We start from the raw sequence: 25948 nt of genomic DNA, 5'->3' as shown, positions 1-25948 counted from the left end.
AGCGCAGACAGCGCGCTCCTCCAAGGCCCTTTACCTAAAGGAAAGGCAGATGATCAACTGGCATATCGTGTGTGACTTCGACGGGACCATTACCCCCACCGATGTCATCGACAACGTCCTCCAACGCTTCGCCGGCCCCGAGTGGGAAACCATTGAGCAGGAATGGCTGGATGGGCATATCGGTTCACGCGAATGCCTGAGCCGCCAACTGGCGCTGATCAAGGCCACCCCCGCTGAACTGCTGGCGTACTTCGACAGCGTCGAGATCGACCCGGACTTCCCGGACTTTGTCGATCACGTCATGGGCCTGGGTGCCTCCATCGAAGTGGTCAGCGACGGCATCGAGCAGGGCATTGCCCGCATCCTTTCGCGCAACTACGTGACTTTGTTGCCGATCCTCGCCAACCGCCTGCGCCAGGTCGACCAGGACAGCTGGCGCATCGACTTCCCGTATGCCAGCGATGCCTGCCGCGCCGCGTCCGGCAACTGCAAGTGCAAATCCACACCGCGCAACAAGCGCGTGCTGGTGATCGGCGACGGCAAGTCCGACATGTGCGTGGCCTCCACCGCCGACTTCGTGTTCGCCAAAGGCAGCCTCGCCGACTACTGCGTCGCCCACCAGATTCCTCATGCGCGCTTCGACACCTTTGCGCAAGTGCCGGCGTTGCTGGCCAAGCTGCCACAAGGCCTCGCTGCCAACGCCACCACCTTCAACACCTCTTCTGACAAACAGGAACTCTTCCATCATGTCTGATATCCGTATCGCTACCGCCGAAGACCAGGTGCTTCTGGATAAAGAAGCCAAGTACTGCTCCTACGGCGACACCGTTCACTACATCGAGCCACCGCGTATCTTCAGCCGCTGCGAAGGCTCGTATGTATGGGACACCGAAGACCAGGCCTACCTCGACCTGCAAATGTGGTACTCGGCCGTCAACTTCGGCTATGCCAACCCGCGCCTGAACAACGCGCTGAAAAAGCAGATCGATACGCTGCCGCAAATCGCCAGCCAATACCTGCACAAAGGCAAGATCGAGCTGTCGGAAATGATCGCGGTCGATGCCAAGAACAAGTTCGGCCTCGATGGTCGCGTGCACTTTAACGTCGGCGGCTCGCAGTCCATCGAGGACTCCCTGAAAGTGGTGCGCAACGCCAGCAACGGCAAAAGCCTGATGTTCGCCTTCGAAGGCGGCTACCACGGCCGCACCCTCGGCGCCTCGTCGATCACCTCCAGCTTCCGCTATCGTCGTCGCTACGGCCACTTTGGCGAACGCGCCAATTTCATCCCATTCCCTTACCACTTCCGTGGCCCGAAGGGCATGACCAAGGAAGAATACGGCAGCCATTGCGTGCAGCAGTTCGCCCGCTTGTTTGAGACCGAATACAACGGTGTCTGGGACCCTAAAACCAACCAGTGCGAATACGCAGCTTTCTATGTCGAGCCGATCCAGGGCACCGGCGGCTACGTGATCCCGCCGATGAACTTCTACCGCGAGCTCAAGCACGTATTGGATCAGCACGGCATTTTGATGGTGTCGGATGAAATCCAGATGGGCTTCTACCGCACCGGCAAGCTCTGGTCGATCGAGCACTTCGACGTACAACCGGACGTGATCGTGTTCGGCAAGGCGTTGACCAATGGTCTCAACCCACTGGGCGGTATCTGGGCCCGTGAAGAGTTGATCAACCCGAAGGTGTTCCCGCCAGGTTCGACTCACTCCACCTTCGCCTCTAACCCGTTGGGTACCGCGGTGGGCCTGGAAATGTTCAAGATGACCAGCGAAGTCGACTACGGCGCCATGGTCATGGCCAAGGGCAAATACTTCCTGGAAGGCCTGCAAGACTTGCAAAAACGCTTCCCGATCATCGGCGATGTGGACGGCCTGGGCCTGGCGCTGCGCTGCGAGATCTGCGGCCCGGATGGCTTCACCCCGGACAAGGCGACCCTGGACTACATGGTCGAAGAAGGCATGAAAGGCGACATGGTGGTAGACGGCCAGAAACTCGGGCTGATCCTCGACGTGGGCGGTTACTACAAGAACGTGATCACCCTGGCGCCGTCCCTGGAGATCAGCTACCCGGAAATCGACCTGGGTCTGAAGTTGCTGGAGCAACTGCTGGTGCGAGCGACCACGCGGTGAAGGCTCAAGGGATCGACCTCGGTGAAGGCACTGCCGGTTTCGTTCTCGGTGATGGTCCGGTCGGGATCCTGTTGATCCACGGCCTGACCGGCACGCCGACCGAATTGCGTCAGGTCGCCAAGGGCCTGGCCAAGGCGGGCAACTGCACGGTGTATGTGCCCACGCTGGCCGGGCACTGCGGCGACAACAGCGACTTGCAAGCTACGGGGTGGCAGGACTGGTACGAAGGCGTGCGCAAGACCTTCGTACAGGTCAAGCAGCGCCACGCCCTGGTGTTTGTCGGTGGCTTGTCCATGGGCGCGGTGATGTCGATGTATGTGGCGTCCGAACACCCAGGGCAAGTCGCCGGGTTGCTGATGTATTCCACCACCTTGAAGTACGACGGTTGGAGCATCAACAAACTGGCGTTTCTCACGCCCTTGCTGATGAAGATTCCGTTCGGCGTGCACATTTGCAGCTTCGAAGAGAAGCCGCCCTACGGGATCAAGAACGAGCGCCTGCGGGCCATCGTCGAGCGGCAGATGAAGGAAGGCGAAAGCAGCGAGGCGGGGTTGCTGACCATGGAAGGCATCACCGTGCGCGAGTTGCACCGCATGAACGCCGTGGTCAAGAAACGCATGCCGCAGATCAAGGTGCCGGCGCTGGTGCTGCATTCCATCGAGGACGACATCACCAGCCGATGGAACGCCGATTACGTAGAGCGCCACCTCGGCGGGCCGGTGACCAAGATCCTGTTGGACAACTGCTACCACATGATCACGGTCGATTTGCAGTACCGGCGGGTGATCGAGTTGAGTGCCAGGTTTGTCGAGCAGCACGCAGTGCAACTCAATCGTGTGGCGTGATTAGTTACTTGTAGGAGCGAGCTTGCTCGCGAAGGTCGTTAACGATAACGCGTACTGCCAGGTTGAACGCGGTGTCTGTTCGATTTTCGCGAGCAAGCTCGCTCCTACAGTAGAGCGGTGTTGATAAGGAAAAACTGTGATAACCACCCAAGCCTACCCGACCATCCGGGCTATCCAGCGCGATGCCTGGAACGATTGTTTTCCCGGTGCCCTGGAGGATTGGGACTATTACCTGGCCGTGGAAAACGCCGCGATCGATGACTTTCAGTGGCGTTACCTGGCGGTCTTTGAGGACCAAACGCTGGTGGCCGTGGCGGCCGCGTTCGTCACCCATTATCGCCTCGACACCACCGTGTCGGGGGCTGGCAAGCGCTTGACCCAGCGCCTGGAGCGGCTGTGGCCGGGGGCTCTGCAACTGGCCTTGTACGCCATCGGTTCGCCGGTGGCTGAACGCTGTGATGCCGGGGTCGCCAGCCATGTGCCCGAATCCCGGCGCGCGTTGCTGTTGCAGCAGTTACTGGCGGCTGCGCGCAGCGATGCCGATGCGCTCGGTATCGGCTTGCTGGCGGTCAAGGACGCGCCCACCAACGACCCGCATTGGGCCCAGAGCTGCCTTGCCGCAGGTTTTCAAAGCATGCCCAGCTTGCCCACGGGGGTGTTGCCGCTGCCTTATGGCTCGGTGGACGCCTACCTGGGTTCGCTGGGCAAGTCCACGCGTAAGGACCTGCGCCGCAAACTGCGCGCACCGGGGCCGCGGGTCGAGTGGCGGCGTAATATCGACGACGTGCTGCCCGAGGTCATGCGCCTGTATGAAGCCACGCTCGCGCGCGCAGACTTGCAGTTCGAACGCCTGCCCGCCGGTTACTTCACGGGCGTGCTCGAACACCTGCACGAGCGGGCGGTCTGTGTTCTGTACTGGGTGGACGAGCGCCTGGTGGCGTTCAACCTGATCCTGCTGGACGAGCATCGGCTGGTGGACAAGTTCTTTGGCCATGACCTGGAGTTCAGCCGTGAATACAACCTGTACTTCCGCAGCTGGCTGACCAATGTCGACTACTGTATTGAACACCGTATTGCGCTGTACGAGTGCGGCCAGGCCGGGTATGCCAGTAAACTGCGCCTGGGGTGCGAGTTCGAGGGCAACAGCCTGTTCTTCCGTCACCGCAACCGGCTGGTCAACGGCCTGCTCAAGCTTGTAAAACTGTTTATTCGACCGGATCGTTCCGACCCTGCCATGGCTGCTGCGATAAGCGAAACCTGATGATTACCAAGACCCGCCAGAAAGCCCGCCCCTTTGCCATTTCGCGTTGGAGCGTCCAGCGCAAGCTGGTGCTGGCGTTCTGGCTGGTCAGCGTGATTCCCACCATGATCGCGGCTGAACTGGCCGCCACCACGCTGTCGCAGATTTTCGACAGCAACGTGCGGATCTGGCTGCAAGAGTCGACCAAGATCGTCAAGGACGAAATCGGCGACATCCTTCACGACAACGCGCGCATGGCCAAGCTGTTCCTGCGCTACACCAGCCCGCCGTCGTCCAAAAATGCAGAGAAGCATGACCGGCTCACCGCCGACATTGCCGATGCCACCGATATCGACGTGGTCGCGCTGATTCGCACCAGCGACCGCAAAGTGATGTTCAGCACGGCCGCCGATGACATCGTCAGGCAGATCAACCTCACCAGCAACGCGGTGCTGCAAACCGTGCAAGTCGCCGGGGTGAGCACGGGCCTGGTGGTGTCCACCTTCGAAACCAGCCGTGATGGCGTGGATTACCTGTTGCTGGTCGCCACCTACCTGGACAGCAGTTTTCTCACCAGCGTGGCCGATGTGCATTCCCTCGACCTGCGTTTGTACCTGGCCAACCCTGCCGGTTTCTCCGAGATATTTTCCACCCAGCGCTTCGCCAATCACCCCTCGCGCATCCCCAAGAATGTCGAGGCCTACCTGCGCAGTACCAAGCAGCCCAGCGAGCAGTTCACTAACCAGTACAGCGGGCTGTATTGGCCGATTTTCAATGACGCCGGCGAGTTGCAAGGCGTGATCTTCAGCGGCCTGCTACGCCATACCAGCCTGGTGGGGCTGGTGAACCAGAGCAACCTGTTTGTGCTGATCTTCCTGGTCAGCTCGGCGCTGTCACTGGCGGCCGGGTTGTTGGTGTCGCGGCGTCTGACCAAGCCCCTGCGCGATTTGTCCCAGGGCGTGGATGCGGTGATCTCGGGCAGTTATGCGCATCGTGTGGTGGTCAGTGGCGGTGACGAACTGGCGCAATTGAGCAGCACCTTTAACCACATGACCGAACGCCTGGGCGAGTTGCACCACTTGGAAGCCCAACTGCGTCGGCGTGATCGCTTGCATGCCCTGGGTGAAGTCGCCATGGGCCTGGCCCATGAAATTCGCAACCCTTTGGGCATCATCAAGACCGCCACCCAACTGTTGCATCGGCGCGCTGACCTGGCGGAAACCGACAAGCGCCACCTGGAATATGTCATCAGCGAGGTCAGCCGCATCAACGAGCTGATTACTGAGTTCCTCGATTTCGCCAAGCCCAACCCGCCGATACGCGTGCAGCAACCGGCACGCGCCCTGGTGGAAGAAATCCTCGGTTTCTGCGGCCCGGAGCTGAGTAGCCATCGCATTGATGCCCAGATTGACGACCAGGCGCCTGGCGCGACGATTTACGCCGATGCCAAGCAGCTCAAGCAGGCGTGTCTCAACCTGATTCTCAACGCCATCGACGCGATGCCCGACGGCGGGCGCCTGACCCTGGGCATTCGCAGCGTGGGCGACAACACCGTGATCAGCATCGCCGATACCGGCGAGGGCATCCCGGCGGACATGGTCGAGCGTATCTTCACGCCATTCGTCACCACCAAGGCCTCGGGCACGGGCCTGGGCCTGGCCAAAGTCTATTCGATCATGGAAAGTCACGACGGCAGCATCGAATGCGCCAGCGAGAAAGATGCCGGCGCGACCTTCAGCCTGTACATTCCGGCTGACGGTGAAGACGACGGTGAAGATGAGGACGGGCATGACGCATAACGTATTGGTGGTCGACGACGAGCCCAAGCTCTGTGATCTGCTGACCCAGGCCCTGAGCCAGAACGGCATCCAGGTGTTCAGCGCGGGCAATGGCCTGCATGCGCTCAAGGTGCTGGGGGAGGAGGACATCGACCTGGTCATTAGCGACTGGCGCATGCCGGGCATGGACGGGCCGGCGTTGCTGGCCGAGATCAAGGTGCGTTATCCGACCTTGCCGGTGATCGTGATGACGGCCTATAGCACGGTGAAAAACGCCGTGCAGTCGATGCGTAACGGTGCCTATGACTACATTGCCAAGCCGTTCGACATTGACGAGCTGGACATCACCGTGGCCAAGGCCCTGCAATTTCGCGACATCATGCGCGACAACGCGCGCATGCGTGCCGAGCTGGACGAACATGCGCAGTTTGACAGCCTGGTGGGCGACAGCCCAGCGTTTCGCCAGGTGCTCCAGGCGGTGGACTCCGTGCGCGACAGCAACGCCACCATCCTGCTGACCGGTGAAAGTGGCACCGGCAAGGAAATGGTCGCCCGCGCCATCCACAAGCATGGCAGCCGTGCCGACCAACCCTTCGTGGCGGTCAATTGCGCGGCCATTCCTGAAGGCCTGCTGGAAAGCGAAATGTTCGGCCATCGCAAAGGCGCGTTCACCGGGGCTGTGGCTGACCGGGTAGGGCGCTTCATGCAGGCCGACAAGGGCACGCTGTTTCTGGATGAAGTCGGTGATATGCCCTTGGCGTTGCAGGCCAAGATTCTGCGCGCCTTGCAGGAGCGGGTTATCGAGCCGGTAGGCGACCCCCGCGAGCGCAAGGTGGATGTACGTGTCATTGCCGCCACCAACAAGAACCTGCTGGATGCGGTGGCGGCCAAGGAGTTTCGCGAAGACCTGTATTACCGCCTCAATGTCTTCCCGATTCCGTTGCCGTCGCTGCGCGAACGCGTGGAAGACATCGCGCCCCTGGCGCGCCACTTCGCCCACACCCTGAGCGCGACCACCGGCAAACGCATCACCGGTTTCAGCCCTGAGGCGTTGCAGGCCATGGCGGCGTATCACTGGCCGGGCAACATCCGCGAGCTGCAAAACTGCGTGGAGCGCGCGACCATCGTGGCGGCTTCATCGGTGATCGAGGATATTGATTTGCCGGGGTATCTGTTTGCTTCCAAACCGAGCGAGGGCGATGTGAGCGCGATCCTCAGCGACGGGCCGGGGGTGCCGCGGGATTTGGATGCGGCGCTGGCCGAGGTGGAGAAAGCCTACATTCTTGCGGCGTTGCAGGAGAGCAATGGGGTGCAGGCGGCAGCGGCGCAGCGGATCGGGATTTCCGAACGCAGCTTTTGGTATCGCCTGAAGAAGCTGGGCATTCAGGTAGACAAGATCGTGCGCTGATCTGAGTGTGGGAGCTGGCTTGCCTGCGATGGCGGTCTGTCTGTGCCGGATGTTTGCCTGACACGCCGCTATCGCAGCATGGTATCTATACAACTTCGTTATGACGCCGAACCTGTGGCGAGGGAGCTTGCTCCTGTGACGACCTGACAGCCGACGCTTATCTACCTGACGCGCCGCAGTTCAAATGTGGGAGCTGGCTTGCCTGCGAAGACGGCCTGACAGTCAACACAGCTGGACCGGGTACATATTCGTTATTTAGGTAACGGCCACTTAGGGTTCCGCCCTGACGGCGGCTCACTTTTGAAAAGCGCAAAAGTAAGCAAAACGCTCTTGCCCCACCACTCGGCACCTCGCCTAGGCTCGGTGTGCCCGTAATCCGCCAGTGATTTGGGGGGCCGCCGCCACGCGCCATCCATGGCGCGGGGCGGCTAAACCGGCATCCCTGCCGGTTTACCCCCCAAATCCCTGTCGAATTCCGGCCAGCGTGGTTTAACGGGGCGCCTAAGATCAAAAGCAGATCAAGAGCGGCTCGCTTCGCATCGTGGTTACCGTCTGCTGCTACAGCCCAAAAGTTGTGTAGATACCTACGGCTATCGCAGGCAAGCCAGCTCCCACATTGGTCATGTACTACCCACAAAATCTGCGCCTGGCACAGATCCCCTGTGGGAGCGGGCTTGCTCGCGAAGACGGTGTGTCAGTCACTGAATCTTTAACTGAACCACCGCTTTCGCAAGCCAGCTCCCACCTGTTTAACCGCGTTGTGTCAGGTGTGGAGGCGTACCCATACGCTGACCAACACCGTCGCGGCCATCAACCAGGCCACGGCGGCGACTGCCAGCGATGCCTCCAACCGCAGCCGATCGACCATCACATACAGCGTCGCCAAATACACAAAATACGGAATGATCGACCACATCCCAAACAGGATCGTGGTCTTCAAGTCCGCAACCGTTCGGCCTTTGCCGACGATGTAATGGGCGATCAGCGCAAAAGTGGGAAACAGCGGCACCAAGCCTGCGATGTAATAGTTTTTGGTCTTGGCCAGCGCCGCCAGAATCAGCACCACTGCGGCGCCAAGTGCGGCTTTCAAGAACAGATCCATCAGTGACTCAACCCGTATTTCTTGACCTTGTCGAACAGGGTGGTCTTGGCCATCCCCAGTTCCTGGCTGGCCTGGGTCAGGTTGCCGCCGCTGCGTTGCAGGGCATCGTTGAGCAGGTTGCGTTCAAAGGCTTCCACCGCCTCGGTAAAGGCAACCCCTTGGTTGCCGCTGCTGGCGCCGCTTTTCTTGAAGGCGGGCAGGCCCAGGGCGAAGCGTTCGGCGACGTTGCGCAGTTCGCGCACGTTGCCTGGCCAGTCGTGGCTCATCAGGCTGGACAGGGTCTGGTTGTCCAGCTCCGGAACGGCGCGGTCGAAGCGTAGCGACGATTGCTGCAGGAAGTGTTCGAACAGTTGCAGGATGTCTTCGCGCCGCTCGCGCAAAGGCGGCAGTTCCAGGGTGACGACATTGAGGCGGTAGTACAGGTCGCTGCGGAACTGGCTGGCGCGGCTCAATTCGTCGAGGTCGGACTTGGTGGCAGCGATTACGCGGCAATCCACCGCCACGCTCTGGTTCGAACCCAGGCGTTCCAACGTACGTTCTTGCAGCACCCGCAGTAATTTGATCTGCAGGTTGATCGGCATGCTCTCTACTTCATCGAGGAACAGCGTGCCTTGATGGGCATGCTCGATCTTGCCGATACGACGTTTGCCGGCGCCGGTGAAGGCGTTGGCCTCGTGGCCAAAAATCTCGCTTTCAAACAGGTTTTCCGGCAGGCCACCGCAGTTGAGCGCGACGAACTGGTGGGTGTGGCGCCGGCTGAAATCATGCAGGCAACGCGCGACCAGTTCCTTGCCGGTGCCGGTCTCGCCTTCGATCAGCACGTTGGCCGAGGTGTCGGCGACATTGGCAATCAGTTCGCGCAGGTTCTGCATGGCCGGCGAGCGGCCGATGATGCGGCCTTCCAGCGAGTCGCGCTCGGCCAGTTGCCGACGTAGCGACCAGACCTCCCGCGCCAGGCCGCGTTGTTCCAGGGCGCGGCGTGCCACGTCCACCAGGCGTTCGGGCGAGAAGGGTTTTTCCATGAAGTCGTAGGCGCCGTTACGCATGGCGCCCACCGCCATGGAGATATCGCCGTGGCCTGTGATCAGCACCACCGGCAGGCTTTTATCCAATGCCTTGAGGCGGGTCAGCAGTTCCAGGCCATCGATGCCCGGCAAGCGGATGTCGCTGATGACGATGCCGGCGAAGTTTTCGCCGATGCGCTTGAGCGCTTCTTCGGCGCTGCCCACGCCGACGCTGGTAATGTCTTCGAGCGCCAGTGCTTGCTGGCAACCGAGCAGTACATGGGGGTCGTCCTCGACGATCAGGACGGTGAGGTCTTGGGCTTGTGTATTCATGTCGACTCAGCTCGTTGAGCGCCCACCAATGGCAGGTTAAGGACAAAGGCGGTACCACCATTGGCCGGATGTTCCACGGCAAGGCTACCGCCGGTAGCGGCCGCGAGGCTTGCGGAAAGGGTCAGGCCCAGGCCCAGGCCTTGTTCGCCGGGCTTGGTGGTAAAAAAGGGTTCGAACAAATGCTTGCGCGCCTCGGGGTCGATGCCGTGGCCATTATCACGCACCAACAGGCGGTATTTGCCATCGCCGCTCTGGCCTTCCAGCCACAGTTGCGGCACCGCTTGGGCTTGCATGGCATCGAGCGCGTTACCGATCAGGTTGACCAGGATCTGCTCCAGGCGGGTCTGGTCGATCTGCAATTGGGCGTTGGCAAAGTCACGGTGCACGGTCAACGGCAGGCTGTCCAGGCGCGCGCCGAGCACCTGGAACGCGGCGTCCACGGCCTTGCCGAGGCTGGCTTCGCCCTGGTCGTCGCCGCGCCGAGCAAAGGAGCGCAGGCTGGCGGTGATGCGGCCCATGCGGTCGATCAGTTCGTTGATGGTCTTGAGGTTGGTACTGGCGGTGTCCAGGGCGCCGCGCTCAAGGAAGCGTACGGTGTTGCCCGACAGCGTGCGCAAGGCCGCCAGCGGCTGGTTCAGTTCGTGGGCGATGCTGGTGGACATCTGGCCGATGGCCGCGAGTTTGCCGGCCTGCACCAGTTCGTCCTGGGCGCGGCGCAAGGTTTCTTCGGCCTGGCGTCGTTCGCGAATCTGGCCCTTGAGCCGTTCGTTGCTGGCGCGCAGGTCGGCGGTGCGTTCGGCAATCCGACGCTCAAGCTGGCTGTTGGCTTCCTGCAAGGCTTCGCGTGCGGCGAGGCGGGTGGCGATGACCTTGCGTCGCTCGTTCCAGGCAATCAGCAGGAAGGCGACCAGGCCGAAGGCGACGGCCACCAGGATGCCCTGGTTGATCGCGGCGCGGCGCAGGTCGTTGAGCGGGGTGAGCAGGGTGAAGTTCCACGGCGTGTCGTTCAGCGGGCGGGTCTGCGCCAGGTAGCTGACCGCGTGCTGGTCGTTGACCACTTCGGTGTTGGCCGGGAAGGTCAGTTTCTCGGTGCCTTCGTTCAGGCGCTCACGGGCCAGGGGTTGCAGTTCATTGAGTGTCGCCCAGTAATATTGCAGGCTGTGGGCCAGGCGGTCCTTGGTGTCATCGCTCAGCGGGCGTACGGCCTTGAGGCGACGCGCCGGGTCGCTGGAAAGAATAATGATGCCGTTCTCATCGCTCACGAAAGCTTCGAGGCGCGCACGTTGCCAGCGCTCTTCAAGGGCTTCGAGGCGCACCTTGACCACGGCGACGCCGATGATCTTGCCGTGCTCTTCCAGGCCATGGGCCAGGTAATAGCCGGGTTCGCCGTTGGTGCTGCCGATGCCGTAGAAACGGCCAGGCTGGCCGCGTACGGCATTCTGGAAATAGGCGCGAAAGGACAGGTCTTCACCTTGGTAACTGTCGGCATCGCGCCAGTTACTGGTGGCCAGCACGCGGCCGGTGGTGTCCATCACATAGATGGCGCGGCTGCGACTGCGGCGGTTCAGGCCTTCGAGGTAGTCGTTGACCGTCTTGCGGGTTTCCTGGCTCGGGTCGGCGAGCAATTGGGAAACACTGGACTCCAGCTCCAGCAGGCTGGGCAGGTAAGTGTACTTGCTCAGTTCGCTTTCGACGGTACGGGCGTGCAGCTCCAACTGGCGTTCGCCGTTGTCGCTGAGGGTGCGGATGCCGTAGTAGTCACTGACCCAGAAGCCGATATAACCCAGGCCGACCATCAGGGCGATGATCAACGGCGGCAGGAACAGTTGGCGTATCAGACGAGGCTTCACGGCAAGTGATGGCGGCGCGGCGCGATATTGATTGGGGTCGCATTTCATCACAGATGCCTTGGGTCAGCTACTTCTCGCCTGCCAACTGTAGGAGCGAGCTTGCTCGCGAAAAACTCAAGGGCAGCGCGTTAATTCAGGATACACGCGTTATCGTTGTCGTCTTTCGCGAGCAAGCTCGCTCCTACAGGGCAGGAGCGAGTTGCTTTTAGTGCTGCAGAATTTTCTCAAGGAAGTGCTGCGCACGCTCGGAGCGGGCGCTGATGTCGCCGAAGAACTCTTCTTTGGGGCAGTCTTCGATGATCTTGCCGGCGTCCATGAAGATCACGCGGTCGGCCACTTTGCGCGCAAAGCCCATTTCGTGGGTCACGCACATCATGGTCATGCCTTCGTGGGCCAGTTGCACCATCACGTCGAGCACTTCGTTGACCATTTCCGGGTCCAGCGCCGAGGTCGGTTCGTCGAACAGCATGACGATCGGGTCCATGGCCAGGGCGCGGGCAATCGCCACACGTTGTTGCTGGCCGCCGGAGAGCTGGCCAGGGTGCTTGTGGGCGTGTGCCGACAAGCCCACGCGGTCGAGCAGTTGCAGGCCTTTCTTGGTGGCCTCTTCCTTGCTGCGGCCCAGCACCTTGATCTGCGCGATGGTCAGGTTTTCGGTGATGGTCAAGTGCGGGAAGAGTTCGAAGTGCTGGAACACCATGCCCACGCGCGAACGCAGTTTTGGCAGGTTGGTCTTCGGGTCGGCGATGGAGGTGCCGTCGACCACGATATCGCCCTTCTGGAACGGTTCCAGTGCGTTGACGCACTTGATCAGGGTGGATTTGCCCGAGCCGGATGGCCCGCACACCACGATCACTTCGCCTTTTTTAACCTCGGTGCTGCAATCGGTCAGCACCTGGAAGTCGCCATACCACTTGTTGATGTTCTTGATAGAGATCATACGGCAAACCTTTTTTGCAGACGCTTGACCAGCAGCGAGGCGGAAAAGCTGATGATGAAGTAGACGACACCGGCAAAGATCAGGAACTCGTTGGAGCGGCCGATGATGTCGCCGTTGGAGCGGGCGGAGTTGAGGAAGTCCACCAGGCCCACGGTGTAGACCAGGGAGGTGTCCTGGAACAGGATGATCGACTGTTGCAGCAGCAACGGCGTCATCTTGCGAAACGCCTGGGGCAGGATGATCAGGCGCATGGTCTGGCCGTAGGTCATGCCCATGGCTTGTGCCGCCGCCATCTGGCCCTTGGGAATCGACTGCACACCGGCTCGGACGATTTCGCAGAAGTACGCGGCCTCGAACATCATGAACGCCACGACGCAGGAGGTGAACGCGCCAATAGGGGTGTCTTCACCGGTGATCCAGCGCAACACGAACGGCACCGCCAGGTAGAACCAGGTGATCACCAGCAGCAACGGGATCGAGCGGAAGTAGTTCACGTAGGCGCCGGCCACGCGGGACAGCAGTTTGTTGGACGACAAGCGCATCAGGGCCAGGATAGTCCCGATGATGATGCCGCCGACCACGCCCATGACCATCAGCTTCAAGGTCATGACCATGCCGTTCCACAGGCCTGGAATGGCGGGGATGATGCCGCTGAAATCGAATTCCATTATTTGCCCCCCACGGAGATCAGGCCGGGCACTGCGACTTTCTTCTCGACCACGCGCATCAGCAGCATCAGGCTCATGTTCAGGGTGAAGTAGATCAGCGTGGCCAGGGTGAAGGCTTCAAACAGGTTGGCCGAGAACTCGGCGGTCTGTTTGGTTTGCGCCAGCAGTTCCATCAAGCCGATCAAGGACGCCACGGAGGAGTTCTTGAACACGTTGAGAAATTCCGAGGTAAGCGGCGGAATGATGATGCGGTAAGCCTGGGGCAGCAGCACGTTCCAGTAGATCTGCGGCAGCTTGAAGCCCATGGCGCGCGCCGCGGATTCCTGGCCGCGTGGCAGCGCCTGGATACCGGTACGCACTTGCTCGCACACACGGGCGGCGGTGAACAGGCCCAGGCACACCACGACACTCAGGTAGGCCGAGGTGGTCGGGTTCAGGTCTTGTTTGTACCAGTCCTGCAGGTTCTGCGGCAGCATGTCCGGTACCAGGAAGTACCAAATGAACAGCTGAACCAGCAGCGGCACGTTACGAAACAGTTCCACGTAGCAGGTCGCGATGCCCGATACGAGGCGGTTTGGCACAGTGCGCATGACCCCCAGAATGGAGCCCAGCAGCAAGGCGATAATCCATGCCACGATAGCGATGGCGATGGTCCAGCCCAGCCCGGAGAGGTACCAGTCGAGATAAGTCTCGCTGCCCACGCCGGTGGACTTGAAGAACACGCCCCAGTCCCAGTTGTAATTCATTAGGGTCTCCCCTCGAGATCGATCGATGTACAAGCACCCGCTTGGGGAAGATCCGTTCCCGCCTGACGTTGAACGCCAGGCACACACGATCGGCTCGAAAACCGCCAGGTCGAGTGTTCCAAGTTAAAGCCAGCAGGTAATTACAGACGCCTGAGGGAGGGTTGGCTCCCTCAGGACATAAGCTTAGTCAGGTATCAGATTTTTACTTCTGGCGCTGGTTTGTCGCTAGGGTTAGCGATCAGCTCCTTAACCTTGTCGCTCATCGGGAAGTTCAGGTTCAGGCCCTTTGGTGGGATCGGGCTTTCGAACCATTTGGCGTAGATCTTGTTGATCTCGCCGGACTTGTACAGGGCGACGATGGCGTCATCCACGGCTTTCTTGAAGTCCGGGTCGCCTTTGCGAACCATGCAAGCGTAGGCTTCGAAGGACTGCGGAGTACCGGTAATGACCCAGTCATCAGGCTTCTTGGCCTTGGCTTCTTCACCGGCCAGCAGGGCGTCGTCCATCATGAATGCAACGGCGCGGCCGCTTTCGAGCATCTGGAAGGATTCGCCGTGGTCTTTGGCGGAGATGACGTTCATGCCCATCTGCTTGTCGGCGTTCATCGCCTTAATGATGCGCTCGGACGTGGTGCCGGCGGTGGTCACCACGTTTTTGCCTTTCAGGTCGGCAAAGTCAGCGTAGGACGGCTTGCCTTCCTTGTCTTTCTTGACCAGCAAACGGGTGCCGATTTCGAAGATGTTGACGGTGAAATCAACTTGCTGGGCGCGTTCGGCGTTGTTGGTGGTGGAGCCGCACTCCAGATCCGCGGTGCCGTTCTGGATCAACGGGATACGGGTTTGCGAGGTCACCAGGTTGTACTTGGCTTTGAGGTCGGGTTTGTTCAGGTCTTTTTTCAGCTGCTCGACGACGGCCAACTGGATGTCGTGGGAGTAGCCCACGGGTTTGCCCGAGCCATCCGCGATGTAGGAAAACGGAATGGAGCTGTCGCGGTGAGCGAGAGTGATGGTGCCGGAGTCGTTGATTTTCTTCAGTGTGCCGGTGAGTTCGGCGGCAAAAACTGGAGTGCTGATCAGAGCAGCAGCGATAGCTGCGCCCAGGATATGGGGAACGATGCGCATCAATACTTCCTCGACATTTGTTTTTTTTATGAAGCCAGCTGAACGGCTCTCTTGTATAGCGACTGCCCGTGACGGCTCCTAAGGCGCCTCAGGCAATCGTTGAAGAGTGTAGAGCATGAGTCGTGCCATACCGAAAACAAAAGGATAACTTCATGATTTATATGGAAATTAACTTTTTGTTTCGGCGATATTTTCGGCCGCCGGTCCGGCAAACCGAATAGCGCACAGGAGCGCGTTCGGAAAACCGAATAGCCTGTAGGAGCGAGCTTGCTCGCGAAAAACGCAAAAATGCCGCGTTTATGCTGAATAAACGCGGCGCTCTCAGGTTTTTCGCGAGCAAGCTCGCTCCTACAGTGTAGGGGGGGGCTGTCAGGCGGCTTCGATCTTGCTGCGGCTCTGCTCGACCTTGGACAGGTAGCGTTGCAGGTTTTCCTGTTCCTGCTCGGTGGTAAACAGGCCAAGCTTGGTACGGCGCCACAGCACGTCCTGCGGTTGTGTCACCCACTCTTCGGCGCACAGGTAGTCGACTTCGCGGGTATACAGGCCGCCACCCAGGTGGTCACCCAGGTCGGCCAGCGATTGCACGCCCTCCAGCAGGCGCCAGGTGCGGCTGCCGTAAGTGGTGGACCAGCGGCGGGCGATCTCGCTCGGTACCCAGTCGAACTTGGCGCGGATGGCGTCGGCCAGGGCTTCAGGGGTGCTCATATTTTCGCCGCCGGGCAGGCTCGCCGTGGCAGTCCAGCTTGGGCGCATCTGGGTGAAGTACGGCGCCAGTTGGGCCATGGCCGACTCGGCCAGTTTGCGATAGGTGGTCAGCTTGCCGCCGAATACCGACAGGATCGGCGCTTCGCCGGTACCGCCGGACAAGGCCAGGGTGTAATCACGCGTGATGGCCGATGGGTTATCCGACTCGTCGTTGCACAGCGGGCGCACGCCGGAGTAGGTGTGGACAATATCGTCACGGCTCAGTTGTTTCTTGAAGTGCGCGTTGACCACCTTGAGCATGTAGTCGGTTTCACCTTCGGTGATCGCCACTGCAGCCGGGTCGCCGGTGTATTCGCGATCGGTGGTGCCGATGATGGTCAAGTGGTTCAGGTACGGAATGGTGAAGACGATGCGCTGGTCTTCGTTCTGCAGGATGTGCGCATGGGCGCCTTCGTACAGGCGCGGCACGATCAGATGGCTGCCCTGGATCAGGCGGATGCCGTAGGGCGAATCCAGCTTCAGGTCGTCCTTGATGAATTTGGCTACCCAAGGGCCGGCAGCATTCACCAGGGCGCGGGCGCGGATCGAGAACAGGCTGCCGTCGGCACGCTCCATGTTCATTTCCCACAGGCCGTTGCTGCGATGGGCGCTGACGCAACGGGTCTGCGTGTGGATGTGCGCGCCTTTCTCGCGGGCTGCCATGGCGTTGAGCACGACCAGGCGGGCGTCATCGACCCAGCAGTCGGAGTATTCGAAGCCTCGGGTGATTTCACTTTTCAGCGGGCTGTCGGCGCCAAACTTGAGGCTTTTGGAGCCTGCCAGTTTCTCGCGCTTGCCCAAGTGGTCATACAGGAACAGGCCAGCACGAATCATCCACGCCGGGCGCAGGTGCGGGCGGTGCGGCAGTACGAAGCGCATTTGCTTGACGATGTGCGGCGCTTTGCCCAGCAGCACTTCCCGTTCTGCCAGGGCTTCACGCACCAGGCGGAATTCGTAGTGTTCCAGATAGCGCAGGCCACCATGGATCAGCTTGCTGCTGGCCGAAGAGGTGTGGCTGGCCAAGTCATCCTTTTCGCAAAGGAATACCGACAAACCGCGACCGGCTGCGTCTGCTGCAATCCCGACGCCATTGATCCCGCCACCAATTACGGCAACGTCATAGACTTCGGCAAGCGGTGGAGCAGGCAAGGTGGAAGGGTTCATCGGCTGGCCTCGCGATCTTTTCGTCTTGGAATTCGAACATAAATGTTCATTTGCGAAAATGGTAGCTGATAATTGCGGGCACAGCCACCCGACTTCGATTGAAAAAACTCATCGAAGGGTGGGGAAAGGAAGAATTATGAAAAAAGGTGAATGTGTTGTGCGGGTGAGGCCGTCATCGCGGGCAAGCCCGGCTCCCACATTTGATCGCATTTCAATCTGTGGGAGCCGGGCTTGCCCGCGATGGCGTCTGAACAGGCGCTACACGACCTCCAGCCGCACCTTATGCTCATTCAACACCTGCACCAACGCCGGCACCGGCTGTTGGTCAGTCACCAGGCAGTCCACCAGGCTGATCGGCCCCAGGCGAATCATGGCATTGCGCCCGAATTTGCTGGAGTCTGCCGCCAGAATCACTTGTCGCGCATTGGCGATGATTGCCTGGGAAACCCGCACTTCCTGGTAATCGAAGTCCAGCAGGCTGCCGTCCTCGTCGATACCACTGATGCCCACCAGGGCAAAGTCGACCTTGAACTGGTTGATGAAGTCGACACTGGCCTGGCCGACCACACCACCGTCACGGCGCACATTGCCGCCGGTGAGCAACACATCGAAGTCGTCCTTGGCACTGAGCATGGTGGCGACGTTGAGGTTGTTGGTGATGATTTTCAGGTGGCTGTGATTGAGCAGCGCACGGGCGATGGATTCGGTGGTGGTGCCGATGTTGATGAACAGCGAGGCGTGATCGGGAATCTGTGCGGCAATGGCTTCGCCGATGCGTTGCTTCTCGTCGCGCATCTGGTCGGCACGCATGGCGTACGCGGTGTTCTCGACACTGGAGTCATAGGCTGCGCCGCCGTGGTAGCGGCGCAACAGGTTGGCGTCCGCCAGCTGGTTGATATCGCGGCGGATGGTTTGCGGGGTGACAACGAATAGCTGCGCCATTTCCTCGATACTGACGTAGCCGCGTTCGCGGACCAGTTCGAGGATTTGTTGTTGGCGGGGAGGCAGATTCATGGGGCGTCCTTTGGGCTGCCATACAAAAGTGGCCCATGATGACGCAGGAATCCGCTCCCTGCCAGTTACAACCTTATTCAGCGCCCTCGTGCGGTTCCCAGTCACGGGTGCGGCTCACGGCTTTTTGCCAGCCGGCATAGAGTTTCTCTTTGGCCGCCTCATCCAGCTGTGGCTCGAACTCGCGTTCGATTACCGCCTTGCCGCGCAGCTCGTCCAGGCTGCCCCAGAAGCCACACGCCAGGCCGGCCAGGTAGGCCGCGCCGAGGGCAGTGGTTTCACGCATTTGCGGGCGTTCTACCTGGGTGCCGAGGATGTCGGCCTGGAACTGCATCAGGAAGTTGTTGGCAACCGCGCCGCCGTCCACGCGCAGGGCCTTGAGGCGTTCGCCGGAGTCCTGTTGCATGGCGTCGAGGACGTCGCGGGTCTGGTAGGCAATCGACTCCAGGGCTGCGCGAATAATGTGGTCGACGCGTACGCCACGGGTCAGGCCGAACAGTGCGCCACGGGCATACGGGTCCCAGTAGGGCGCGCCGAGGCCGGTGAAGGCGGGTACCAGGTACACGCCGTTGCTGTCCTTGACCTTACCGGCAAAGTATTCCGTGTCGTGGGCATCGTTGATGATTTTCAGCTCGTCACGCAGCCATTGCACGGTGGAGCCGCCGTTGAAGACTGCGCCTTCCAGGGCGTAGGCCACCTCGCCGCGTGGGCCGCAGGCGATGGTGGTGAGCATGCCGTGCTTGGATTTGACCGCCTTGTCGCCTGTGTTCATCAGCAGGAAGCAGCCGGTGCCGTAGGTGTTCTTGGCCTGGCCCGCTTCCACGCACATCTGGCCGAACAGGGCGGCTTGCTGGTCACCGGCAATGCCGCCGATAGCGATACCGCTCTTGGTGCGGCCATAGATTTCTGACGACGACTTCACTTCCGGCAGCATTTCCCGCGGAATGTCGAGAATCTCCAGCATCTTCGCATCCCACTCCAGCGTGTGAATGTTGAAGAGCATGGTGCGCGAGGCGTTGGTGTAGTCGGTGACGTGGGTCTTGCCGCCGGTAAATTTCCAGATCAGCCAGCTGTCGACGGTGCCGAACAGCAGTTCGCCATTGCGCGCGCGTTCGCGGCTGCCTTCGACGTTGTCGAGGATCCACTTGAGTTTGGTGCCGGAGAAGTACGGGTCGGTCACCAGGCCCGTGGTGTCGCTGATGTATTGCTCATGGCCGTCGCGCTTGAGCTGCTGGCAGATCTCGGTGCTGCGGCGGCACTGCCAGACAATGGCGTTGTAGATCGGGCGGCCGGTGATCTTGTCCCAGACCACGGTGGTTTCACGCTGGTTGGTGATGCCGATGGCGGCCACTTGGTCATGGTGCAGGCCGGCCTGGGCCAGCGCTTCGACCATCACCGCGCTCTGGGTGGCGAAGATTTCCATCGGGTCATGTTCGACCCAGCCAGCCTGCGGGTAATGCTGGACGAATTCACGCTGGGCGGTACACACCACGTTGGCGTCACGATCGAAGATGATCGCCCGGGAACTGGTGGTGCCCTGATCAAGGGCAATGATGTAGTTCTTATTCTGAAGGTCGGTCATGTCAATTGCCTTGGACGAAATAAGGAAGTCAGAAATCAGCCTGGGCCGCGAAGGGCAGGGGAACAGGCTGGCGCTTTCAGGAAATACGGGTCTTGCCGTTGACAGCCGTGTCAGGTGTTTCTTCAGCGATAGCCGGTGCGGCGCTCGGCAGGTGGCGAGCAATCAGCCCGCGGTAGGCCGCAGCACCGAGGCATGCGCCGACAATCGGGGCGAAAATCGGCACCAGGAAATAAGGAATATCGCGACCGCCAGTAAAGGCCATTTCACCCCAACCGGCGAAAAAGGTCATCAGCTTGGGCCCGAAATCCCGAGCCGGGTTCATCGCAAAGCCGGTCAGCGGGCCCATGGCGCTACCAATCACCGCGATCAGCAAGCCGATCAGCAGGGGCGCCAGTGGGCCGCGTGGCAGGCCGTTGTTGTCATCGGTAAGGGCCATGATCACGCCCATCAGGATGGCGGTGATGACCATCTCCACCAGGAATGCCTGGGCCGTGCTCAGCAGTGCATGGGGGTAGGTTGAGAACACCGAGGCCAATTCGAGGCTGGCTTGGGAGCCGCGGACCATGTGGTGGGTTTGTTCGTAATCGAAAAACAGGTTGCTGTAGAGCGTGTACACCAAGGCGGCGGAGCAGAAGGCGCCGGCGACCTGGGCGAGAATATAGAAGGGCAGTTTGCGCTTTTCAAAATCGGCAAAGATGCACAGGGCGATACTGACCGCCGGGTTGAGGTGAGCCCCGGAAATACCGGCACTCAGGTAGATCGCCATGCTCACGCCGACCCCCCAGATGATACTGATTTCCCACAAGCCAAAGCTCGCACCCGCGACCTTGAGCGCGGCGACGCATCCTGTACCGAAGAAGATCAGCAGCGCGGTGCCCAGGAATTCGGCCATGCATTGGCTCGAAAGTGAAGGCTGTTGAAGAGCAGTTGTCATGGAAAACCTCAATTGTTGTTCTTGTCTTGCGCACGGCCTCAACGGGCAGTTGCGCGATATTCACCGCGACAAGGATCCCCATCCTGGGTCGCGGGTTATTGCAGGAGTACCAAAGGATTATTCCTACGGTATTCGGAAACGAAAAAATATAGACAAGAATGACCGCTGTCAAAGGTCGAAAGTGAACCATTGGTCATTTCCGAACTATTGGTGTGGTGAATGATCATGGGCAGGGCGAGTCGCTTTAGCGGTAATAGGGCTGTGCTAGAGCGTTTCAGGCGGTCTTGGCCTAGAATTGGCCATCAGTTTGCCCGCCAGGAGCCGCTATGACCCCCGCATTGGACTTGTTGAAAAAAGTTCGCGCCGAACATCGTATCCATAGTTATGAACATGATCCCAAGGCAGCATCCTATGGGCTGGAGGCCGCGGAAAAATTGAGCCTCGACCCGGCCCAGGTGTTCAAGACGCTGCTGGCGTGCAGCGAGAAGGGGGAGTTGTTGGTGGCGGTGGTGCCGGTCGTCGGAAGTCTGGACTTGAAAGCCCTGGCTCATGCTGCGGGTGTGAAGAAAGTCGAAATGGCAGACCCGGCAGCAGCGCAGCGTTCCACGGGTTATCTGTTGGGCGGCATCAGCCCGTTGGGGCAGAAGAAGCGGCTGCGCACGTTTATTGATGAAACGGCGCAACCCTTTGCAACGATTTTTGTCAGCGCGGGTAGGAGGGGTTTGGAAGTTGAATTGCCGGCGTCGGTGTTGGCGGAACACACCCAGGCCAAATTTGCACCGATCGGCCGGGCCTGATAAGCATTTTTTGAAGGCCATGGCTCTCAAATGTGTGGCTTGACAGAGATAGGCATAGGTATCTTCATCGTTTTGGAGTGACGCTGAACCTGTGGCGAGGGAGTTTGCTCCCGTGACGGCCTGCCAACCTACGCTGATCTACCTGACACACTGCTATCCAATTCTGGGAGCTGGCTTGCCTGCGATGACGGCCAGCCAGCCGACGACAATCTAGCTGACACCGCACGATCCAACTGTGGGAGCGGGCTTGCTCGCGAAGGCGGCCTGGCAGGCGACACAGTTGGATTGTGTACATATCCATTTCTGCGGTAACGGCCACCTGGGGTTCCGCCCTGACGGCGGCTCACTTTTGAAAAGAGCGCAAAAGTAAGCAAAACGCTCTTGCCCCACCACTCGGCACCTCGCTTAGGCTCGGTGTGCCCGAACACAGGCTTGAATCCGTGGGCCGCCGCCACGCGCCATCCATGGCGCGGGGCGGCTAACCCGGCGTCCTGCCGGGTTACCCACGAATTCAAGCCTGCGTTCGGCCAGCGTGGTTTAACGGGGCGCCTGAGATCAAAAGCAGATCAAGATCAAGAGCGGCTCGCTTCGCATCGTGGTTACCTTGGGCTGCAGCAGCTTTTTGTGTAGGTACTTATGGCCATCCCTTTCAAGGTCTTCGGTAAAATCCCCTGAAATTTCATTCAGGGATCCCAAACGATGTGGGCCGATGTTCTAGCGCGTTTCGAGAAAAAAGCACCTGCCAGCGTTATGGCCAAATTGGCGCTGGAACAAGCTATTGCCCCTGAGTGGGTCGATCAGGTCTTCGAAGAACATCGGCAACGGCAGTATTCTCGTGAACTACTGTTCTCGACCATAATCAAGCTGATGTCCCTTGTTTCATTGGGCTTGAAGCCATCCCTGCACGCCGCTGCGCGGCAACTGGAAGATCTCCCTGTCAGCTTGGCGGCGCTCTACGACAAAATCAGTCGTACTGAACCCGCGCTATTGCGCGCTCTGGTCACCGGTAGTGCGCAACGACTGACTCCAACCATCAAAGAACTGGGCTGCACGACGATGCTGCCGGACTGGCAGGTTCGCGTGGTAGACGGCAATCACCTGGCATCCACTGAGAAGCGTCTGGGGGCTTTACGCCAGGAGCGAGGTGCGGCTCGTCCCGGTTTTTCGGTAGTGGTCTACGATCCTGATCTCGATCAGGTCATCGACCTTCAGGCATGTGAGGATGCCTACGCCAGCGAGCGCGTTTGCGTGTTGCCTCTGTTGGCTAATGCTGAACCGGGCCAGGTGTGGCTGGCTGACCGACTCTACTGCACGCTTCCGGTAATGGAAGCTTGTGAGCAGGTCCAGACGTCCTTTGTCATTCGCCAGCAAGCCAAACATCCACGCCTGATTCAAGAGGGTGAGTGGCAAGAATCCGTGCCTGTGGAAACAGGCTCTGTGCGTGAGCAGATCATCCAGGTCAGAGGCGGTTACCAATGTCGGCGCGTCGAACTGACGCTTCATTCGCCAACAGACTCGGGTGACAGCAGCTTGATGTTCTGGAGCAACCTGCCTGAAAGCGTCAGCGCTCAGCAGATCGCGCAACTCTATCGCCGCCGCTGGAGCATTGAAGGTATGTTCCAGCGACTGGAAGCGATCCTGGAAAGTGAAATCGAAACTCTCGGCAGCCCAAAGGCCGCCTTGCTCGGGTTCACTACGGCAGTGTTGGCCTACAACGTCCTGGCTGTACTCAAGCGAAGCGTGGAGCAAGCCCATCGGGAGACCCAGCCTGATGGCTGGGAAGCCTCGATCTATCACTTGGCGGTCCAGGTCAGGAGTGGTTATGAGGGAATGCAGATTGCACTGCCCTCGGAATATCTTCCCGCCATCCCTGTGGAAAAGTTGGCCCAGCGTTTGTTGGAGCTGGCCAGAAACATCCACCCCAAACAAGTTGCGAAAAGTCCCCGCGGCCCCAAGGTGCCTAAACCCAAGACATGGGTGCAAGGCAAGGCGGTGAATGCGCATGTTTCAACGGACAGGGTAATCAAGGCTGCCAAAACGAAAAGACCTTGAAAGGGCTGGTACTTATGGCCCAATCGCAGGCAAGCCAGCCACACAGTTTGATCCGGTTTTATCAGTGAGCGACGCTGTGGCGGCGCACACCTGACTCAACGGCGGGAATCTGCGCCGCTGTGCTGCCGGATGCCTGGAACAACACTAGGTGTTCAGCCGCCACACGAATCCCCACCTCTGTGCCCACTTGGTGATCGGCATGGCTGGGGAAAATCGACTCCAGTTGCGCGCCGGTCGGCAGCTGTAACCGGTACAGCGTTGAGGCACCGAGGAAAGTCTTGCCGACGATCCGGGCTTTCAGCGCGCTGTCCGGCGCATACACGATGTCATCCGGGCGCAGCAGTACATCCACCGCAGCACCGGTTGGCAAGGTATAGGCTCGGTTGCCGCGCAGGTCGCCCAGTTCAGTGCTGACCGATTCCGGCGAGTTCAGCCGGCCACGGATGAAATACCCCTGGCCGATGAAACTGGCGACGTAAGGCGTTTGCGGTTCGTGATAGAGGTTGTAGGGCGTGTCCCACTGCTCTAGTCGGCCTTCCTTGAAGACCCCCACGTGATCGCTGACGGCGAAGGCCTCTTCCTGGTCATGGGTCACCAGGATCGCGCTGGTGCCGCGCGCTTTGAGGATGTCGCGCACTTCATGGCTGAGCTTGCGGCGCAGTTCGCCATCGAGGTTGGAAAAGGGTTCATCCAGCAACAGCAGTTGCGGCTCCGGCGCCAGGGCGCGAGCGAGGGCGACACGTTGTTGCTGACCACCGGAAAGCTCATGGGCAAAACGCTTGCCCAGGTTCTTCAGGTTGACCAGTTCCAGCAACTCGGCGACCACGCGCTCTTTTTGCGGGTGTTTGCGAATGCCGAAGGCGATGTTGTCAGCCACGCTCAGGTGCGGGAACAACGCGTAGTCCTGGAACACCATGCCGATACGACGTTTCTCCGGAGCCAGGGTGAACCCGGCACGGGAGATGACGTCGCCCGCCAGGCTGATTTCGCCTTCGTGCACCGGCTCAAAGCCGGCAATGGCGCGCAGGGTGGTGGTCTTGCCGCAGCCCGAAGAGCCGAGCAGGCAACCGATATCGCCGGCGTTGAGGTGCAGGTTGAGGTTCTGCACCACGCGTTGGTCTTGATAGCCGCATGCCAGATTGCGCAGGTTCAGCAGTAATGGCTGGCTCATGCGTGGTGGTACGACGGTGGTACGAGGAATTCGAGCAAGGCTTTTTGCGCATGCAGGCGGTTCTCGGCCTGATCCCACGCGACTGAGCGCGGATCGTCGAGCAGGTCTTGGCTGATTTCTTCGCCCCGGTGGGCGGGCAGGCAGTGCATGAACAGCACGTCCGGCGCGGCCAGGTCGAGCAACGCGCGAGTCACCTGGAACGGCGCGAATTGGGCCAGGCGCTTGGCGGTTTCGTCCTCCTGGCCCATGGAGGTCCAGACGTCGGTGCTGACCAGGTGTGCGCCGATCACTGCGTCTTTTGGATCGCGCAGCAGTTGCACACGACCGTCGGCCTTGGCCATGAACTCGGCGCTGGGCTCGTAGCCTTCAGGGCAGGCGATACGCAGGTGGAAGTCAAACTGAATCGCCGCTTCTATATAGCTGTTGCACATGTTGTTGCCATCGCCGATCCAGGCCACGGTCTTGCCTTGGATCGAGCCACGGTGTTCGAGGAAGGTTTGCATGTCGGCCAGCAACTGGCAGGGGTGCAGGTCATCGGACAGGCCGTTGATCACGGGCACACGGGAGTTGGCAGCAAATTCGGTCAAGGTGCTGTGGGCGAAGGTACGGATCATCACGGCATCGAGCATGCGCGACATCACGATGGCGCAATCGCTGATCGGCTCACCACGGCCCAATTGGGTGTCTCGCGGTGACAGGAAGATCGCCTGGCCACCCAGCTGGATCATGCCGGCCTCGAACGACAGGCGTGTGCGGGTCGAGGACTTTTCAAAAATCATCCCCAGTACACGGTTTTTCAAAGGCTCAAACAGTACGCCGCGGTTACGCAGGTCTTTAAGCTCAATGCCTCGACGGATCACGCTGACCAGCTCTTCGGGCGTGCAATCCATCAGGGAGAGAAAGTGCCTTGCGCTCATCATTAACTACCTTTTGCAACAGACCGCAGATACTCAAAGCCTTGTTTATTGCGACAACGGGCGAGACCTGCGGCGAAAGCCGCACGGGGCGACGAAATAGGGGAAGACGCGATATTGACATTAAATGTCGCGTTTTACCAATAGGGCTACGGTTTTAGGGGTGTTCAAGCAGGGCGCTGGCGCGCGTTTGAAGACGATTTCCTGACAGCAGCGAGCCATTTGTACACTGGCGTCCAGGCCTTTTGCAATGCGCGGGGGCGGGCTTGGGCCAGGTCGCGTCGGTTTCAGCGCCTGTGGGCAAGGTTTCTGAAACATTTGCTCATGCTTAGCCATGCCCTGGCCTATGCCCGTCGATTCACAACGCGAAGGTTGCTGGCGCCCCACGGGCGTGCGGCCCATA

General features: G+C 60.0%; 21 protein-coding genes. 8 read left to right on the top strand and 13 right to left on the bottom strand.

Going from position 1 to position 25948, the window contains the following annotated elements; genetic code table 11:
* The first annotated feature begins 49 nt into the window (after window positions 1-49).
* The 6 genes from PSH76_RS21970 (at window position 50) to PSH76_RS21945 (ending at window position 7412) form a co-directional block, all read left to right on the top strand.
* Window positions 50-754, top strand: coding sequence for an MtnX-like HAD-IB family phosphatase (locus tag PSH76_RS21970; RefSeq protein WP_032893338.1), 705 nt, complete (start codon window positions 50-52; stop codon window positions 752-754).
* The gene (locus PSH76_RS21965; RefSeq protein WP_032893337.1) at window positions 747-2141 is read left to right on the top strand and encodes an aspartate aminotransferase family protein; all 1395 of its coding nucleotides are present in this window, start codon (window positions 747-749) and stop codon (window positions 2139-2141) included. The genes PSH76_RS21970 and PSH76_RS21965 overlap by 8 nt, the downstream gene beginning before the upstream one ends.
* Window positions 2138-2986, top strand: coding sequence for a carboxylesterase (locus PSH76_RS21960; protein WP_305492905.1), 849 nt, complete (start codon window positions 2138-2140; stop codon window positions 2984-2986). Before PSH76_RS21965 ends, PSH76_RS21960 begins: the two co-directional genes overlap by 4 nt.
* Before the next feature lie 136 nt (window positions 2987-3122).
* Window positions 3123-4247: a GNAT family N-acetyltransferase gene (locus PSH76_RS21955; protein ID WP_138761394.1), complete on the top strand. Its 1125-nt coding sequence runs from the start codon at window positions 3123-3125 to the stop codon at window positions 4245-4247.
* Entirely contained in the window at window positions 4247-6025 is a 1779-nt protein-coding gene (locus PSH76_RS21950) for a HAMP domain-containing sensor histidine kinase (RefSeq protein WP_032893334.1), read from the top strand. Before PSH76_RS21955 ends, PSH76_RS21950 begins: the two co-directional genes overlap by 1 nt.
* Complete coding sequence (locus PSH76_RS21945; protein ID WP_305492904.1) at window positions 6015-7412, top strand: sigma-54 dependent transcriptional regulator; 1398 nt, start codon at window positions 6015-6017, stop codon at window positions 7410-7412. Before PSH76_RS21950 ends, PSH76_RS21945 begins: the two co-directional genes overlap by 11 nt.
* Before the next feature lie 763 nt (window positions 7413-8175).
* Here PSH76_RS21945 and PSH76_RS21940 read toward each other — a convergent pair.
* The 11 genes from PSH76_RS21940 to PSH76_RS21890 all read right to left on the bottom strand — a co-directional run bounded on the left by PSH76_RS21940 (window position 8176) and on the right by PSH76_RS21890 (window position 20611).
* Window positions 8176-8514, bottom strand: coding sequence for a GlpM family protein (locus PSH76_RS21940; RefSeq protein WP_032893333.1), 339 nt, complete (start codon window positions 8512-8514; stop codon window positions 8176-8178).
* On the bottom strand, window positions 8514-9794 hold the full coding sequence (locus tag PSH76_RS21935) for a sigma-54 dependent transcriptional regulator (RefSeq protein ID WP_238344536.1): 1281 nt from the start codon (window positions 9792-9794) through the stop codon (window positions 8514-8516). The genes PSH76_RS21940 and PSH76_RS21935 overlap by 1 nt, the downstream gene beginning before the upstream one ends.
* A 53-nt stretch (window positions 9795-9847) precedes the next feature.
* On the bottom strand, window positions 9848-11749 hold the full coding sequence (locus PSH76_RS21930; RefSeq protein ID WP_305492903.1) for a sensor histidine kinase: 1902 nt from the start codon (window positions 11747-11749) through the stop codon (window positions 9848-9850).
* 157 nt (window positions 11750-11906) lie between these two features.
* Window positions 11907-12641 carry an amino acid ABC transporter ATP-binding protein gene (locus PSH76_RS21925; RefSeq protein ID WP_003188952.1) on the bottom strand — a complete coding sequence of 245 codons (735 nt, stop codon included), beginning with the start codon at window positions 12639-12641 and terminating at the stop codon, window positions 11907-11909.
* Window positions 12638-13309 carry an amino acid ABC transporter permease gene (locus PSH76_RS21920; protein WP_032893330.1) on the bottom strand — a complete coding sequence of 224 codons (672 nt, stop codon included), beginning with the start codon at window positions 13307-13309 and terminating at the stop codon, window positions 12638-12640. Before PSH76_RS21920 ends, PSH76_RS21925 begins: the two co-directional genes overlap by 4 nt.
* Window positions 13309-14055, bottom strand: a complete 747-nt coding sequence (locus PSH76_RS21915; RefSeq protein WP_003188956.1) for an amino acid ABC transporter permease — start codon at window positions 14053-14055, stop codon at window positions 13309-13311. The genes PSH76_RS21920 and PSH76_RS21915 overlap by 1 nt, the downstream gene beginning before the upstream one ends.
* A 194-nt stretch (window positions 14056-14249) precedes the next feature.
* Window positions 14250-15176 carry a glutamate/aspartate ABC transporter substrate-binding protein gene (locus tag PSH76_RS21910; RefSeq protein WP_005785249.1) on the bottom strand — a complete coding sequence of 309 codons (927 nt, stop codon included), beginning with the start codon at window positions 15174-15176 and terminating at the stop codon, window positions 14250-14252.
* Window positions 15177-15545: 369 nt separating this feature from the next.
* The gene (gene glpD, locus PSH76_RS21905; RefSeq protein ID WP_098949446.1) at window positions 15546-17084 is read right to left on the bottom strand and encodes a glycerol-3-phosphate dehydrogenase; all 1539 of its coding nucleotides are present in this window, start codon (window positions 17082-17084) and stop codon (window positions 15546-15548) included.
* A 258-nt stretch (window positions 17085-17342) separates the two neighbouring features.
* Window positions 17343-18098, bottom strand: coding sequence for a DeoR/GlpR family transcriptional regulator (locus PSH76_RS21900; protein WP_003188962.1), 756 nt, complete (start codon window positions 18096-18098; stop codon window positions 17343-17345).
* A 73-nt stretch (window positions 18099-18171) separates the two neighbouring features.
* A complete protein-coding gene (glpK, locus tag PSH76_RS21895) occupies window positions 18172-19677 on the bottom strand; it encodes a glycerol kinase GlpK (protein WP_032893327.1) in 1506 nt (501 codons plus the stop codon).
* A gap of 76 nt (window positions 19678-19753) precedes the next feature.
* Entirely contained in the window at window positions 19754-20611 is an 858-nt protein-coding gene (locus PSH76_RS21890) for an MIP/aquaporin family protein (RefSeq protein ID WP_014717136.1), read from the bottom strand.
* A 326-nt stretch (window positions 20612-20937) separates the two neighbouring features.
* Between PSH76_RS21890 and ybaK the strand changes: the two genes are divergently transcribed.
* Together ybaK and PSH76_RS21880 are read left to right on the top strand one after the other, a co-directional pair.
* A complete protein-coding gene (ybaK, locus tag PSH76_RS21885; RefSeq protein WP_305492902.1) occupies window positions 20938-21408 on the top strand; it encodes a Cys-tRNA(Pro) deacylase in 471 nt (156 codons plus the stop codon).
* A gap of 750 nt (window positions 21409-22158) precedes the next feature.
* A complete protein-coding gene (locus tag PSH76_RS21880; RefSeq protein WP_305494483.1) occupies window positions 22159-23460 on the top strand; it encodes an IS4 family transposase in 1302 nt (433 codons plus the stop codon).
* A gap of 61 nt (window positions 23461-23521) precedes the next feature.
* Here the strand turns inward: PSH76_RS21880 and PSH76_RS21875 are convergent, their stop codons facing one another.
* Complete coding sequence (locus PSH76_RS21875) at window positions 23522-24631, bottom strand: ABC transporter ATP-binding protein (protein ID WP_278916422.1); 1110 nt, start codon at window positions 24629-24631, stop codon at window positions 23522-23524.
* Window positions 24628-25548 carry an ornithine carbamoyltransferase gene (gene argF, locus PSH76_RS21870; protein ID WP_032893323.1) on the bottom strand — a complete coding sequence of 307 codons (921 nt, stop codon included), beginning with the start codon at window positions 25546-25548 and terminating at the stop codon, window positions 24628-24630. Before argF ends, PSH76_RS21875 begins: the two co-directional genes overlap by 4 nt.
* Between the last annotated feature and the right edge of the window lie 400 nt (window positions 25549-25948).

It is taken from the genome of Pseudomonas sp. FP215, from assembly GCF_030687795.1.
GTDB lineage: Bacteria > Pseudomonadota > Gammaproteobacteria > Pseudomonadales > Pseudomonadaceae > Aquipseudomonas > Aquipseudomonas salmasensis.
Note: the sequence above shows the minus strand (reverse complement) of the source record. Positions and strands in the feature narration are given on the sequence as shown.